Below are 15924 nucleotides of genomic sequence, written 5' to 3'. Positions count from 1 at the left end.
TTGATATTGTAAACAGTATTTTAACAAAAAGCAAGTAGGATAATGGGAGATCAGCATAAAATCCTAAAGCATCAATGTTAATGCGGATTTTGGCGATTGAGTAGGATTTTTTCTGGAAGTTCAGATTCATTAGTAATATTGCAAAAAAAAAGTATTCATAAGTGTGAAAAAGTAACAAAAATCAAGCTTAAAAAAAATGTATATTGACAAAAACTAACAAGGGAAGTATTATTAAAACATAGAAAAACGTTTTTCTAACATTGCAGAGTAAACTGGTAAAAATCAGGAGAATATAACCGCCAACAGAACCGTTCAGAGAAAAGGAGGGACAAGAGTGGAAGAGATAAAATATGTTCTTGAGGCAACAGGAATAACAAAATCTTTTTCAGGTGTAACTGTATTGAATGGTGCCGAACTTTCTATTATACCGGGTGAGTTGCATGCACTTATGGGAGAAAATGGAGCAGGGAAGTCAACATTGATGAAAATTATTATGGGCGTTTATACGAAAGATAGCGGGCAGGTACGCTTTGAAGGAAAAGACGTGAATTTTATGTCGGCGAGAGACGCGTTGGATGCCGGTATATCAATGATTCATCAGGAACTTAGCCCCATACCGGAAATGACAGTTGCAGAAAATGTCTATTTGGGCAGAGAAGATAGATTGATCAAGGGGTTACCTTTAGTGGATAAAGCAAAAATGGAACGGAAAACACAGGAACTCTTGGATGAATATGAATTATCGAAATACATTAAGCCTGATATGAAAATGAAAAATCTGAATATTGCGCAGATTCAAATGATGGAAATCATCAAAGCAGTATCTTATAACTCGAAGGTAATCATCATGGATGAACCAACTTCTTCCTTGTCCGAGAAAGAGTCGAGAATTTTCTTCAAAATTATTGATCGGCTAAAGAAAGAAAACAAAGGAATCATTTATATTTCACATCGTATGGAAGAAGTATTTGAACTGGCAGACAGGATTTCCGTATTGCGGGACGGAAAATTTATTGGTTGTGTGAAGACAAACGAGGTTTCTTCCGAAGAACTGATCAATATGATGGTCGGACGTGAACTGGAGGGCGGATATCCGAAGAATACGGCAAAGAAAGGTGACGTCGTTCTCGAACTGAAAAATTTCACAAGAAAAGGTGTATTTGAGAACGTAAACCTTAAAGTAAGATCGGGAGAAATACTTGGAATGGCAGGACTTGTCGGAGCCGGAAGAAGTGAAGTGATGCGCTCTGTGGTAGGATACGATCCATTAGACGAAGGAGAGGTCATTCTGGAGGGAGAAAAAATTAAGATCAAACATCCAAAAGACGCTATTTTAAACAATATCATTATTGCATCGGAAGACAGAAAAGCGCTTGGTTTAATTCTGGAAAGAAGTATCCGGGAGAATATTTCATTACAGAATTTTAAAGAATTGAGTGTTATGGGATTTGTAAAGAAAAAAAGTGAAAGAGAAAAATGTCAGCAATATGCGGATTCCATGGCAACGAAAATGAACGGAATCGAAGATAAGGTTGGAAGTCTTTCCGGTGGTAACCAGCAAAAAGTCGTACTGGCAAAATGCATGTTATCGCATCCGAAAGTGCTGATCGTTGATGAGCCGACGAGAGGAATCGATGTCGGAGCAAAGGCAATGATTTATAAACTGATGCTGGAAATGACAAAGCAGGGAATTGCAATTATTATGATTTCTTCAGAAATGCCGGAATTGATCGGTATGAGTGATCGTGTCATCGTAATGTCGAACGGAAAAGTTGCCGGCGAATTGGAAGGCGATGAAGTGAAAAAACAGGAAGAAATTTTGAGATTGGCGTTGGGAGGACTATAAAATGACAAAGAAAAAAATAAATATGAAAGCAACTCTTAGAAGCTTTGCACTTGTTTTTATTATAATAGCAACTTTTATCATTATGAGTTTTGTATCGCCGGTTTTCTTTACAGAACAGAACATTATCAATATCATTCGGCAAATTTCCATTAACGGTATCATTGCAGTTGGTATGACATTTGTTATTCTGACAGGCGGCATTGACCTTTCTGTAGGATCTGTAGTAGCGGTAACAAGTGTTATCTGCGGATATTTGTTGCAGCAGGGATGGAACTGGCTGCTTACATGCATCATTGCTTTGACCGTTGCACTCTTCTATGGATGCTTTAACGGAATTCTTGTGGCATACGTAGGATTTCAGCCATTTATCGCAACTTTGGCTACCGTAACAATGGGAAGCGGTATTGCACTTGCATTTTCAGACGGAAAACCGTTTACGATTTCCAATAAAAGTTTTCTTCAGATCGGACAGGGATACGTTGGAGCAGTTCCAATCCCGATCATCTTACTGGTTATTGTAGTTGCAATCGGAATTATTATTTTGAAAACAACGACATTCGGCCGCTACGTATTTGCAATCGGTGGCAACAAAAACGCAGCAAAATTATCCGGTGTCAGAACGAAAAAAGTAGAACTTTTGGTTTATGTAATTTCTGCACTTTGTGCAGCAGTAGTAGGTTTGATCCTTTCCGCTCGTATCAGTTCCGGTCAGCCGACAGCAGGAGAAGGATATGAATTGGATGCGATTGCTGCGGTAGCAATCGGCGGAACAAGTATGTCAGGAGGAATCGGAACATTAACAGGAACGATTTTCGGATTTATTTTGTTAGGATTAATGACAAACTCTATGAACTTACTGAATATCAATTCTTTCTATCAGGAAATTGCAAAAGGTATTCTGATCATTATTGCAGTATTCCTGGATATGACTTCAAAAGGAAAGAACAAATAACAGAGAATGGAGCATAATGTCGCGAAGTTATTAAAAAAAGTTTTAAGGAGGAACAAGACATGAAAAAGAGATTCTTAGGAGTATTATTGGTTGGTGCAATGGTAATGTCAACAGTTTTGACAGGATGCGGAAACAAAAAAGAAAGCAAATCAGGAGGAGAAGATAAAATTACGATCGGATTCTCTTCCAAAACAAATTCCGATACATTCGTAAAAGCAATAGCAGATGCAGCAGAAGATGCAGCAAAAGAACAAGGCGTGGATCTGATCATGGCAGATGCGGAAGGAGATGTAAATAAACAGATCAACGACTGTGAAACATTGATAGCACAGCAGGTTGATGCGTTGATCGTAATTCCGCAGGATGTAGAAGGAAGCGCACCTGTCGTATCAATGGCAAACGAAGCGGATATCCCGATCATTATCTGTAACGGAGACATTGCGGATAAAAACTATACTGCATTTGTCGGATGTACAGATCAGGAATCAGGAGAAATACTTGGAACATGGTTTAATGACAATGTAGAACATGGCTCCCAAATTTGTATTATTGAAGGACCAATGGGACAATCCGGACAGGTTGGACGTTATGCGGGATTTGAAGAAGTGGGGATGCTGGACAACTTTGAAGTCCTTTCCTGTCAGACAGCTAACTGGAAACGTGATGAAGCGATGGCTTTAGCAGAAGACTGGTTAACTACATATGGAGACAAATTAAAAGCTATTGTTTGTGAAAATGATGATATGGCAATGGGAGCATTATCCGCATGTAAAGCAGCAGGAAGAACAGACGTTGTAATCGGCGGTGTCGATGGACTGGAAGATGCAATTCAGGCTGTAAAAGACGGAGAACTTGGAGTATCTGTTCTTCAGGATTCCGCAGGACAAGGAGAAGGTGCTGTAGAAGTAGCTCTTCAGATTATCAACGGAGAAGACTATCAGAAAGATACACGTATTCCATTTCATGCGATCACATCAGATAATGTAGACGCTTATTTGGAAGGCGGTGCTTTCTCAAATGAATAGAATGATAAAGGGGAAAAAGAATATGCTGAGAAATATACCGAAAATTTTACCTCCTGATTTGGTAAAGTACATGATGGAAATGGGACACGCGGATTATCTTGTCATTGCAGATGCTGGATTCCCAGGAACAGCGCATTCTAAAAGAATGATTCGAATGGATAGTGCGGAAATCCCGGAACTACTGGAAGCTATCCTTCCTTTCTTTCCACTGGACTATTTTGTTGACTATCCCGTGCGGCTGATGCAGAAACTGGATTATGAGCCGGAAGTTATGATTTGGAAAACATACGAGGAACTGTTGAAAAAGTATGATAAAGACCATGCGTTCAAACAGTTTAAATATTTAGACAGACTGGATTTTTATAAAGAAGCAGAAGATGCATATGTGGTAATCCAGACAGGGGATACGTCACGATACGGTAATATTATTCTTCAGAAAGGTGTATGTGTATAAAGCAAATCAAAAGCTACAGCGAAGAAAAAAAGGATCAGTTTCAAGATTTAAAGAAGAGATATTAAAATAAAGGAGGAGAAAGAGATGACAGTAAAGGAATTAATCATCAAAGGAAACAAAGAACTGGATGAAAAACTGGCAAAGGCAAAAGAGGAAGGCAACTTAGTTGTAAAAGACGCTACGGAGGATGAGGCAGTTATTCGTGAGACATTTAAAAAGGGAGAAGGAATCTTCCGCCTGTTCCCAGCGTTTGTACCTAGAAGATTTAATAAAGCCGGACGTAGATTAAGACTCCATTCAGATGATTATTTCGCTTTTGGAATGGAAAGAGGATCAATTACAGAAAGATGGTTTTCAGCAACAATCGCAGCAAACAACGGATTGACAGCAAAGGCGGATGAAGGATTGTCTTATGTTTGTGTAGATTACAATTCTGACGAAAAATTCGCACTTCGTACGGCTGTGAAAGTACTTGGACAAGAACTGGTCGGAAAGGAATTGATGGAAAAATATAACGGCTGGCCAATGTATTCCAAATTTTTTGACAACGAAGAACCTCTGTTCCATCATCTGCATCTGACATTTGAAGACGCAGCCCGTGTCGGAAAGTTAGGGAAACCGGAATGTTACTATTTCCCGAAGCAGTTGAATAATTGGTATGGAGAAGCAGATTATACATATTTTGGATTTGACCCGGATGTAGATCCGGATGAAGTAAAAGAAAGACTTCGTCGTTTTGAATATGATGATACCAGAATAACGGATATTTCAAGAGCGTACAGAATCGAACTTGGAACTGGCTGGTATACACCGGCAGGAGTAATTCATGCTCCGGCATCTGTTCTTACATATGAACCACAGTGGAATTCCGACGTCAATTCTGTATACGAAAATATTGTATCAGGAGAAGTATATCCACCGGAAATGCTCAATGAGGAATGTCCGCCGGATGATAATGGTATTGATGCGGTATTCAACCTTCTTGACTGGGAGAAGAATGTTGATCCGCATTACAGAAAGCATTATTTCCGTCGCCCGGTAGTAGAAACAGAGACAGAAGGTTATACACAGAAGTGGATTGTGTATGCCAATCCGTACATCGCCGCAAAAGAGTTGACAGTAAATCCGGGACAGACCGTAGTGATCAAAGACGGTGCGGCTTACGGCTGTATTACCATCCAGGGACATGGAAAATTTGGTGTTTATGATTGTGAATCCGCTACTTTACTGCATTTCGGGCAGCAAAGTACAGATGAATTTTTCATATCTGAAAAAGCAGCTATAGACGGCGTAAAAATCACAAATTTGAGCCAGGTAGAACCGCTTGTTCTTTTAAAACATTTCGGACCTAATTGTCCGGGTGTTCCGACAGAACCAAATAACTAAACAGCTAAGGAAACGGCAGACTTATGGAGAAAGTTTAAATAGAATTATGTTTGGCCTTTCTCAAAATGTAATGAGCAAAGAGGTAAATCGAAATGAAATATTTAATGGGAATTGACAATGGTGGAACTTTCTCGAAAGCTGCCTTGTTTGATGAAGCAGGAAATCAGATTTCAGTTGCAAGTGTGCCGACAAGGACAATTACACCAAAGCCGGGATATACCGAAAGAGATATGGATGAACTGTGGGAAGTTAATGTGCAGGCATGCAGACAGGCAATAACGAAAAGCGGAATCAATCCAAATGAGATTGCAGGTGTGTCATTTTCCGGACATGGAAAGGGTCTGTATTTAGTAGGGGAGGATGGAAAGCCTTCCTACAATGGGATCATCTCTACCGACACAAGAGCGTGGTCACAGGTGGAAAGATGGTATAAAGACGGTACAAACAAGGCAGTATATGAGAAAACATATCAGGAAATCCTGGCTGTTCAGCCGGTAGCACTGCTTGCATGGTTAAAAGAAAACAAACCGGAAGTTCTGGAAAAGACGAAATATATATTTGCCGTAAAAGACTATATCCGATATATGCTTACAGGAGAAGCATACAGTGAATATACGGACTGTTCTGGATCCAATATGGTCAACCTTACAACAAAGCAGCACGATAGAGAATTGATGCGTCTGTTCGGGATTGAAGAATGTTATGACAAACTTCCGCCTCTGCGGTATTCCGCGGATATTTGCGGATATGTAACAAAAGAAGCAAGTGAAAAAACACTTCTTCCGGAGGGAACGCCTGTAGCAGCCGGAATGTTTGATGTCAACGCATGCGGAATCGCTTCCGGATTATGCGATGAGAATCAGATGTGTATGATTGCGGGTACGTGGAGTATTAATGAATTTATCAGAAAAGATCCGGTAACAAACGGAACCGTGGATTTAAATTCCTTTTTCTGTATTCCGGATTATTATCTTGTGGAAGAAAGCAGTCCTACTTCGGCGGGTAACATGGAGTGGTTTATAAGAAATCTTATGAATGACGAAAAAGAAGAGGCAAGGGCAGCCGGAAAATCTGTATATGATATTACAAATGAATGGGTAGGATCCATTGAACCACAGGACTGCAATGTGATTTTCCTGCCGTTTCTGAACGGTTCAAATGAAGATCCGCTTGCAAAAGGAACATTTGTAGGACTTACGGCATTTCACAATAAAAAGCACATGCTGCTGGCAGTTTATGAAGGAATTGTATTTTCGCATATCACACATATAAAGAAACTTCTGAAAAACTGTGATACACCAAAGAGTATCCGTCTGTCCGGAGGCGCTGCCAATTCAGATGTATGGGTGCAGATTTTTGCAGATGCTCTTCAGATTCCGATTGATGTGATTGAAGACAAAGAGTTGGGTGCACAGGGAGCAGCAATGGCAGCAGGTATTGCGACCGGAATTTATAAAGACTATCAGGATGCGGTGGCACGTACCGTAAAAATTACAAAGACAATACAGCCTCGACCGGACTACAGAGAAATCTATGAAAAAAAATACGATACATACAGAGCGGTGATCGACGGATTGTCAAGTGCATGGGATCGCTTTAAAAATTAGATACAGAGAGGAACAGCAAAATGCAGCGATATAAGATTGGACTTTACGAAAAAGCAATACGAGGAACGTTGACATGGAAAGAAAAACTGTTATGTGCAAAAGAATGTGGATATGATTATGTAGAAATGTGCATAGATGCAAGTGAGGAAAAGATCCAGTGGATATATAGGAGCAGCGAAGAGAGGAAGAATCTGGTTGATACCATGTATGAAACGGGAATTCCAATCCGGTCCATGAGCGTAAGTGCGCTGACAAAATTTGCATTGGGAGATCCGGATGAAACAAAACGCAGCAGAGGGAAAGAAATCATGGAGGAATCGATTCTTCTGGCTTCTGATTTGGGAATTCGTACCGTCATGATTCCGGGATACGACATCTATTACGGAGAATCTACAGTAGAGACGAAACAGTTATTTCTGAAAAATTTACGGGAAGGAACAGAAATTGCAGCAAGAGAAGGCGTTGTACTTGGTATGGAAACAATGGAAAATGATTTCATGAATACGGTCGAAAAAGGCATGAAATATGTGAGAATCATCCGTTCACCATATCTGAATATGTATCCCGATTCAGGAAATGTTACGAATGCAGCAGAATTGCACCATCATGACGTTTGCGAAGATATTTCTCTCGGAAGAGGAAGCATGATTTCTCTGCATCTGAAAGAATCAAAGACAGGAATTTTCCGTGAAGTACCTTTTGGAACGGGACATGTAGAATTTGAGCGTATTATAAAAGAAGCATGGAAAAACGGTATCCGCCGTTACGTCACGGAATTGTGGGATGTCGGTCAGGATACGTGGAAAGAAGATATCTGCTTTGCAAATAGCAGTATGCGGGCTATTCTGGACAAACAACAATAAAGGAGGAAGAATACATGTTAAAAATGGCAATTATTGGCGCGGGAGCCATTGCAGTAAAAATGACAAATACAGTAAAAGGCATGGACAATGTGGAAATATGTGCGATTGCAGACATCAATAAAGAAAAAGCAGAAACTTTCGCAAAAGAATATGGATTTCCCCACGCATATGGATCATACGATGAAATGCTTGAAAAAGAAGATATGGATCTGGTTTATATCGGAGTACCACATTCTTTTCATTATAAAGCGGCAAAAGCCTGTCTGGAAGCAGGGAAAAACGTACTTTGCGAAAAACCATTTTGTGTAAATGCAAAAGATGCAAAACAATTATTTGAACTGGCAAAATCTAGAAATCTTTTGATTACAGAAGCAATGTGGACAAGATATATGCCTTCACGCCAAATTATAAACAGTATTATCGAAAGCGGGGAAATCGGGGAAGTGACCTCACTTACTGCTAATTTGGGATATGAACTCAGTCAGGTGCCGCGTATATGGAACATCAATCTGGCAGGAGGAGCATTGCTTGACTGCGGACTGTATCTGATCCATTTTGCACGTATGGTATTTGGCGAAGTAGATGCGGAGATCACATCAAAAGCAACATTCAAAGACGGCGTAGATATGATCGACAGTATTATTATGACATTCCCGGATGGAAAAGTTGCGACACTGCAGTCGAACGTTTATGCGGTACAGAATCGTAATGCTTCTATTTTTGGTACAAAGGGATATATTGAAATCACAAATATTAATAATCCGGAAGAAATTAAAGTGTTTGATGCGGATTATAAAGAAGTAAGAGCAATCAAAGTTCCAGAACAGATCAGCGGTTACGAATATGAAGTGCAGGCCTGTGCAAGAGCAATCCGTTCAAAAGCAGTGGAGTGTCCGGAAATGCTGCATGCTGAAACCGTAAAAGTTTTGGAGATATTAGATGGTATCCGAAAAGATTGGGGATATGAAATACCGGAGGCATAAAAGAGGTAGAATATGTTAAAAGAATTGAAAATAGAGGTTTATGAGGCAAATATGCTGCTCCCGCAATATAGCCTCGTCACATTTACATGGGGAAATGTAAGCGGAATAGACCGGGAACGGGGATTGTTGGTAATCAAACCGAGTGGAGTTGAGTATGATAAACTGACTCCGGATGATATGGTAGTAGTGGATATTTATGGGAATAAGATCGAAGGGGAATATAATCCGTCTTCGGATACAGCTACACATGTCGTATTATATAATCGATTTCCGGAGATTGGAGGCGTGGTACATACACATTCTCCGTGGGCCACAAGCTGGGCACAGGCAGGAAGAGATATTCCATGTTACGGAACAACACATGCAGACTATTTTTACGGAAGCGTACCATGTGTTAGAAATCTGGCAAAGGAGGAAATTGAGACAGCATATGAGAAAAATACCGGGATCTTGATTGCGGATGAGTATGCAAGACGTGAACTGGACTATCTTGCAACGCCAGCTGTTTTATGCAAAAACCATGGGCCTTTCACATGGGGAAAAGATGCGCACGAAGCAGTACACAATGCAGTTGTACTGGAAGAAGTCGCAAAAATGGCAGCGCGGTGCGAACTGATAAAGCCGCACGTACAGCTGGCGCCGCAGGAACTGCAGGATAAGCATTACTATAGGAAGCATGGTGCGAATGCATATTACGGGCAGTCAAAATAGGAATGAATAATTTCTTGCTTGAATTCCTCTAAAATATATAATGAACTGCTGGTTCCAATTCTATTGGCGCCAGCATCTATCATTTCTTTACAAATTTTCCATGAACGGATTCCTCCAGCTGCTTTAACTTTTGCACGCAATTTCTGCAATCTTCTGAATCTTGTTTTATAAATATTTTATTTACTTAATTTAACATACATAAAAGTTAGTGTTCTCCTTATTGTATAGAGTATTTAGATATTTGTTAAATGCCCAAACCCATTGATTTTACTGGGTTTTCTTGCTTTGTTTATATAAATTTTCTCTCCGCAAATGGTATAATAGAAGTACCACCAACCACCACACACATCTACGGAGGAGAAAATTTATGGCTACTAAATATCGTCAGATTTCTTTAAAAAATACATTTTCAGATTGCCAGGACATGTTTATGGAAGACACGCCTTCCTTCTTCCATCTTCTGGATGAGCATTTCGATATAAACGAATTCATCCCTTCTGTCTTTACCAATGCTTTCTATTAGCACCTTTGTCGTAACAGGGTTTATCCTTTATCCGGCTTTCTTTCTGCTCTCATCCTTCAGAAGATTTTTTCTATCCCTACAGATTCGCTGCTTATTCTTTTTCTGTCCCTCTGTAAGGAGCTTCGCCATTTTTGCGGCTTTTCCAAGGTCCCCGATGCTCCTCTGTTCACCAGATTTCGGCAAAATTTTGAACCCTATATTGAACTTATGTTCCGGCAAATGGTCGATTTTACGGGGCCAATCTGCCAACTCATCGACTCTTCCCTTGCTCAGATCCTTACCTTTGACACCTCTGGTGTTGAGCTCTTTGTTAACGAAAACAATCCCAAAACCCTCAATGCTCTGATCAAACGCTTAAAATCTTTTTAAAAGACAAACCCGAGGTGGATCCTTACAAGATGGCATACGGGCTTATGCCTTCACAGGCTGCTTCCTGTCCTGATGCAAAGCAGATGTATATCAATGGGCATTTCTGCTACGCCGATAAATTCGGTATCCTCACGAAAGGTCTTGGTATCGTCAGGGACATCGTATTCTTTGATGATGATTTCAAGGCTGCCCATCCGGAACTTCCTGTTGAGAAAAAATCGGATTCCCCGGACGAGGATAAAACCATCAGTGACTCTGCCGCTTTAAAGCCGGTTCTCTCTGACTTTTTTTCCGCGCACCCTACTTTTCATCCGAATACTTTTTTGGGAGATGCCGCCTTTGATTCTGCTGACATTTACGGCTTCCTGAAAAATGACTTTGGATTCCAGATAGTACTGATCCCATACAACCCGCGTAACGAAAGTCCTCTTAAGAAAGTGGGCTACAATGAATACGGATATCCCACTTGCCCTAATGCCCCCCTGCTGGCCATGAAGTATTGTGGCATTACGAGTGAAAAAGGGCGTTCCGACCGTATCAAATGGTGCTGTCCTAAAGTTCGCATGAAAAACGGACAATGGATCTGTGAGTGTGAGCATCCTTGCAGTACAGCTAAGAAGGGCAGAACTACTTACACCTATGAAAACATGGAATTTCGCATGTTTCCGGGGATTCAACGTGATACCATTGAATGGGATGCCCTCTATAAAATAAGAACTTCCATAGAAAGAGCCATCAACCACTTCAAAACCAATATGTGCATTGCTGGTAAGCACACCAGAAACCATGCAACCACGAAAGCAGATGTCTTTCTTGCCGGAATTGCCAGCCAGCTTACCGTGATTGTAGCATTTCGCATGAACTGTCCAGAGTATATCCGGAGTTTAAAACCACTGGTTGCCTGAAAAAGTATTCAATTATCATAGTTCTTAAATCTGAGGGCTATAAGTGCGCCCCAAAATCTGACATTTATGTCATTCCGGAATTTTTCTGGATACTGACCTTTTTTCTCCTTACCTATGGGCGCTCTGTATACGTCCATCTGCTGGCAAGAAATCATTTAACAATTACCTAGTATAGAGAATTTGATTTTCCTAGAATAAAGGAGAATCAAAGAAGTAAACAAAGAGACCTTGATGGAGGACAACTGTATGAAAAAGACAACCTTATCTCCCCTTGCGCAATCCGGCGGGACTTCAAACTAATTTGGAGACATGGGGATGTGGGCTGATATCGGATTGATTTTAGTCCTTTTCCTTTTGCCGCAATATTTTTATGATAAGGGGAGCAAAGGGGCAATTTGACGGTAGGTATCGTTGGCGTATCAGAATAGTTATCAATATAGTCGTTGTATTGTGCCCGGATTGCGCGTTGGAATTCCGTATAGCCGAGATCCTTTGTGAAACGGATGACGGAGGAATGGCTTATTTACAGTTTTTCAGCAAATCAGTCGAGGTCATAAAGCATACTTCCCTGAAATTGTTGAGAACATAATCAGCAATCTGGCTTTCTGTGTGGTAGAACCGGGAGTGCTAGTATATAGGCAGCAAGTTATCCAAAGGTAAAGGAGCAGGGAAAACGTCATAAAAAAAGGAGTAAGATTTTTTCGCTTAGAGTATAATTATCATTGGCAAAAATAAAGGGAAGAGACCGAAACCTCTTCCCAATCATACAGATTTATCTTATTGTTTAATTGACGAAAAAAAACATAAGGAGTCTGTATGATGAATTCAATGATAAAGGAAAACGGCGTAACATTCAAGGAGTTGGAGAAAAATATTTTTGCATGGGTCTGCCAGATCGGAAGAAAGTTTACAAAAGAATTCTTAGAGCGGTATGATCGGATGCTGATGGAAAACAGGGATAAGAAGAAGTATCGGAATAAGGGAGCCAGGTAGACAACCATAAAAACCGTGTATGGCGAAGTGACCTATCAGAGAATTGTCTATGAAGTGAATGAGGAAGACGGAACCAGGTGTTTTGTATATCTGCTGGATGAAACATTGGAACTGGATCATGTAGGCCTGATATCAACGAACATGGCGGAACTGCTGGTGAAAGGGATTACGGAACTATCTTACAGAGAGTGCGCGTTAGAGGTCAGTGAGATGACAGGCCAGACCATCAGCGCAATGGGAGTATGGAATGTTATCCAGACACTAGGGGAAAAAGTCTGCGAGGAAGAAGCAGAGCTGACAGAAGAATATAAGAGAGGGCATGTAAAAGGGAAAAGAGAGGTTCCTGTTCTGTTTGAAGAAGCAGATGGTGTTTATATCAGGCTGCAGGGCAAAGATAGAAAGAAGGAAAAGCAGGATAAGGCAGAGATGAAGATCGGGATTGCTTATGATGGATGGAGAAGGACCGGTCCGGATCGTTATGCCCTGGAAAATAAAGTGGTGGTTGCCGGATTTTCAAAAGCAAAAGAATTTCAGGAATACCGGGAGGCCGTGATTGCACAGGAGTTTAATCTGGATGAAGTAAGCCAGAGGATCTTAAATGCAGATGGGGCGTCATGGATTAAGAAAGTAAAAGATAAAAGCACGTGTTTCCAGTTGGATCCATTCCACCGGAATAAAGCCGTAAAAGAAAAGATCCATGAAGAAACTGCTCGGGATGCCGTTTTAGAACTTCTAAGAGAAGAAGAGATTGAAGAATTATTCCGGTATCTGGAGATCTACCGGAACAGTCTAAGTGATGATAGTGAGATTGACGATGCAGAAGAACTGATCCGGTATTATGAGAATAACCGGGAAGGACTTTTGTCATATCAGTCTCAGGGGCTTGAGTTGCCGGAACCGCCGGAAGGGGTGGAATACCGGAACATGGGGACAATGGAGAACCATGTGTGGAGTGTGATTGCGAAACGGATGAAACATGGGCACAGGAGTTGGAGCCGACGGGGCGGGAACCATCTGGCGAAGATCTTGGCAAAAAAATGCAGTGGGAAACTGTATGAAGTGACAGAACGTGTGCGTAGGCCGGTATTTGAAGAAGAAAAAGTGGAAGAGCTATATGGAGAGATCCTGATGTCAGCGAAGGCACCGAAGAAAGACGGAAAGGGCTATGAATATCCAGCAGTCGGGCATGTGGTAGGACTGGATGGAAAGATACAAGGAGAGCGAAAACGATTGCTGCACATGGTGGGGTATTAGAAGCCAGAAAAAGAACTTATTTGAACAGAAAAGATAAATCGGTAAGAAAGTTGCCAACGATTACTTGACAGTAACATTTTTTCGGTTTTTTTAGAAAAAGGCTTGAAAAAAGTATGCCCATGTGATAATATATAACTCGGTCGCTCAAGGAATTATTTGTCGATATTTCCGGGGAACAGGCTATAATGGCTCCGTGGTCAAGCGGTTAAGACATCGCCCTTTCACGGCGGTAACACGGGTTCGATTCCCGTCGGAGTCATTTGAAATTCGCCGATGTGGCTCAATTGGCAGAGCAGCTGATTTGTAATCAGCAGGTTATCGGTTCGAGTCCGATCATCGGCTTAGTCCTATAAGGGACTTTTATGATTTTGGACCTTTAGCTCAGTTGGTTAGAGCAATCGGCTCATAACCGATCGGTCCTGGGTTCGAGTCCCCGAAGGTCCATTATCTGGCCCAGTGGCTCAGTTGGTTAGAGCGCCGCCCTGTCACGGCGGAGGTCGAGAGTTCGAGTCTCTTCTGGGTCGTCGGCATGATCATTTGGCAAGAGTTAAAAGCCTGATGAGAAAGCCGCAGCCTGCCGACTTGACAAAGTTATCTTAACTTTGAGGCAAGGCTATTATGTTTGTTTTTATGGGATCTTAGCTCAGCTGGGAGAGCATCTGCCTTACAAGCAGAGGGTCATAGGTTCGAGCCCTATAGGTCCCATATGCCGCAGTGGCGGAACTGGCAGACGCACAGGACTTAAAATCCTGCGGGACTTATACTCCCGTACCGGTTCGATTCCGGTCTGCGGCATTTGGTTAAGGTGCTTCAAACCCTTGTAAATGGAGGGTTTGAAGCATTTTTCATTCTCTTTGAAAAGTTGTACAAAGTTGTACAGTCCGTAAATACAAGGCTTACGCCAATATCTTCGCCATTTGCGAGGTATCTCTTTCTGCTACACGCTGACCGATATAATGTTGCGTCATAGTGAGCGTAGAGTGCCCCAAAAGTGGTTGAATATCAATCGGCTTTACTCCGGCATCATAGAGCATGGACGCACCCGTAAAACGTATTTTGTGACTTGATAGATAGGGAATTCCTATCTCTGTACAATATTTCTTTAAACGACGGTTAAATGAATCTGTTGTCAATGGTCTGCCTTCATTCTTTGCGGTTCGCTTAGTGTCATATCTTCCTGTAATATCCGTTCCTCCACAAGTTGATGTTGAATGGTAATCACATTCTCGTTTGTGTTATCCCATGACAATGCTTTGATTTCACCAATTCGGAATATTCCGTAGAACGCAAGCATAATTGCAAGAATGTAAGCGTCCGGCTCTAAACTCTTTAAATAAGCAAGCAGTGCGGAGCGTTCTTCTTTTGTGTAGGCTTTCTTCTTTGCCATTGGTATTTTATACTTCAAATCATTGCACGGAAGAGAAGTAATCGGATTGTAAGTGATAATCTCATTTAGCACCGCATATCTGAAAATACCATTTAACACAGATTTTCGATTATTAAAATCTTTTCGGGTAATTAGTCCGTTGCCAGTCCACGATTGAAACAATTTCATCAAATCCTTTGGCTGAATATCCACAATCTGCATAGTGGCTATTTCAGAACCAGCAATAAAACGATTCCAAATCCCAATGTCTTCTTCAATCGTCTTTCCCGACACAATTTTTGTTTCAGAACGATGTTGAACCCAGTTTTTATAGACATCTTCCAGTACATTGTCAAAATAATACTCATATAACTTGTCTATCAACTGTTCTCTGCTTGTAGCAATAAATTGTGGATTGTAAGACTTAATCCGTCCGTCTGTACAAGTATAAAAATCCTTTCCTTTTTTGTCTTTGAAATAAATAGCAGTTACCAGTTTTTCTTTTTGCTTTCTTGTCATATCTATATGCTGTGCCATCTCTGCTGAAGGAAGTGTAGCATTTTCCATATATAATCTCAAGTTTTCAATAGAAGCGTGTAATCGCTTCTGTACGTCTGTCAACTGTATAAAGTGGCGTTTTGACATAGAACATAATTGCTTATCTTTACGGATAAGATTGTCTGCCCT

The 15924-nt window shown here is 41.0% G+C and carries 11 protein-coding genes, 6 tRNA genes and 2 pseudogenes; 17 read left to right on the top strand and 2 right to left on the bottom strand.

The features are described from left to right. Nucleotides 1-334 precede the first annotated feature (334 nt). The 17 genes and pseudogenes from HDCHBGLK_RS02020 (at nucleotide 335) to HDCHBGLK_RS01940 (ending at nucleotide 14666) form a co-directional block, all read left to right on the top strand. Nucleotides 335-1846, top strand: a complete 1512-nt coding sequence (locus HDCHBGLK_RS02020; protein WP_004604956.1) for a sugar ABC transporter ATP-binding protein — start codon at nucleotides 335-337, stop codon at nucleotides 1844-1846. Between the two features lies 1 nt (nucleotide 1847). Further along, nucleotides 1848-2798 carry an ABC transporter permease gene (locus HDCHBGLK_RS02015; protein ID WP_004604957.1) on the top strand — a complete coding sequence of 317 codons (951 nt, stop codon included), beginning with the start codon at nucleotides 1848-1850 and terminating at the stop codon, nucleotides 2796-2798. A 59-nt stretch (nucleotides 2799-2857) separates the two neighbouring features. Next, nucleotides 2858-3823, top strand: a complete 966-nt coding sequence (locus HDCHBGLK_RS02010; RefSeq protein ID WP_004604958.1) for a substrate-binding domain-containing protein — start codon at nucleotides 2858-2860, stop codon at nucleotides 3821-3823. A 22-nt stretch (nucleotides 3824-3845) separates the two neighbouring features. Continuing rightward, the gene (locus HDCHBGLK_RS02005; RefSeq protein ID WP_039909238.1) at nucleotides 3846-4277 is read left to right on the top strand and encodes an RbsD/FucU family protein; all 432 of its coding nucleotides are present in this window, start codon (nucleotides 3846-3848) and stop codon (nucleotides 4275-4277) included. A gap of 84 nt (nucleotides 4278-4361) precedes the next feature. After that, nucleotides 4362-5663, top strand: a complete 1302-nt coding sequence (locus tag HDCHBGLK_RS02000; protein ID WP_004604960.1) for a cupin domain-containing protein — start codon at nucleotides 4362-4364, stop codon at nucleotides 5661-5663. A gap of 92 nt (nucleotides 5664-5755) precedes the next feature. Further along, entirely contained in the window at nucleotides 5756-7270 is a 1515-nt protein-coding gene (locus HDCHBGLK_RS01995; RefSeq protein ID WP_004604961.1) for an FGGY-family carbohydrate kinase, read from the top strand. Between the two features lie 20 nt (nucleotides 7271-7290). After that, nucleotides 7291-8133, top strand: a complete 843-nt coding sequence (locus tag HDCHBGLK_RS01990) for an L-ribulose-5-phosphate 3-epimerase (RefSeq protein WP_004604962.1) — start codon at nucleotides 7291-7293, stop codon at nucleotides 8131-8133. Between the two features lie 14 nt (nucleotides 8134-8147). After that, entirely contained in the window at nucleotides 8148-9116 is a 969-nt protein-coding gene (locus tag HDCHBGLK_RS01985; RefSeq protein WP_004604963.1) for a Gfo/Idh/MocA family protein, read from the top strand. Between the two features lie 12 nt (nucleotides 9117-9128). Beyond that, nucleotides 9129-9827: an L-ribulose-5-phosphate 4-epimerase gene (locus HDCHBGLK_RS01980; protein ID WP_004604964.1), complete on the top strand. Its 699-nt coding sequence runs from the start codon at nucleotides 9129-9131 to the stop codon at nucleotides 9825-9827. Nucleotides 9828-10194: 367 nt separating this feature from the next. Then, nucleotides 10195-11624: pseudogene (locus tag HDCHBGLK_RS01975) on the top strand (transposase). Between the two features lie 819 nt (nucleotides 11625-12443). Next, nucleotides 12444-13871 (top strand): annotated as a pseudogene (locus HDCHBGLK_RS01970) (ISLre2 family transposase). Between the two features lie 187 nt (nucleotides 13872-14058). Further along, nucleotides 14059-14130: transfer RNA gene (locus HDCHBGLK_RS01965), tRNA-Glu, on the top strand. A 10-nt stretch (nucleotides 14131-14140) separates the two neighbouring features. After that, nucleotides 14141-14213, top strand: a tRNA-Thr gene (locus tag HDCHBGLK_RS01960). 28 nt (nucleotides 14214-14241) lie between these two features. Next, nucleotides 14242-14315, top strand: a tRNA-Ile gene (locus HDCHBGLK_RS01955). A 6-nt stretch (nucleotides 14316-14321) separates the two neighbouring features. Beyond that, a tRNA-Asp gene (locus HDCHBGLK_RS01950) sits at nucleotides 14322-14395 on the top strand. A 108-nt stretch (nucleotides 14396-14503) separates the two neighbouring features. Further along, nucleotides 14504-14576 (top strand) — tRNA-Val (locus HDCHBGLK_RS01945). Between the two features lie 3 nt (nucleotides 14577-14579). Beyond that, nucleotides 14580-14666: transfer RNA gene (locus HDCHBGLK_RS01940), tRNA-Leu, on the top strand. Nucleotides 14667-14767: 101 nt separating this feature from the next. Here the strand turns inward: HDCHBGLK_RS01940 and HDCHBGLK_RS01935 are convergent. Together HDCHBGLK_RS01935 and HDCHBGLK_RS01930 are read right to left on the bottom strand one after the other, a co-directional pair. Continuing rightward, nucleotides 14768-15004: a tyrosine-type recombinase/integrase gene (locus HDCHBGLK_RS01935; protein ID WP_154567907.1), complete on the bottom strand. Its 237-nt coding sequence runs from the start codon at nucleotides 15002-15004 to the stop codon at nucleotides 14768-14770. Next, complete coding sequence (locus HDCHBGLK_RS01930) at nucleotides 15001-15804, bottom strand: site-specific integrase (protein WP_039909230.1); 804 nt, start codon at nucleotides 15802-15804, stop codon at nucleotides 15001-15003. The genes HDCHBGLK_RS01935 and HDCHBGLK_RS01930 overlap by 4 nt, the downstream gene beginning before the upstream one ends. Between the last annotated feature and the right edge of the window lie 120 nt (nucleotides 15805-15924).

Origin of the sequence: [Clostridium] scindens ATCC 35704 (genome assembly GCF_004295125.1) — a bacterium.
Lineage (GTDB): Bacteria > Bacillota > Clostridia > Lachnospirales > Lachnospiraceae > Clostridium_AP > Clostridium_AP scindens.
This window is presented reverse-complemented; position numbering and strand designations above follow the sequence as displayed.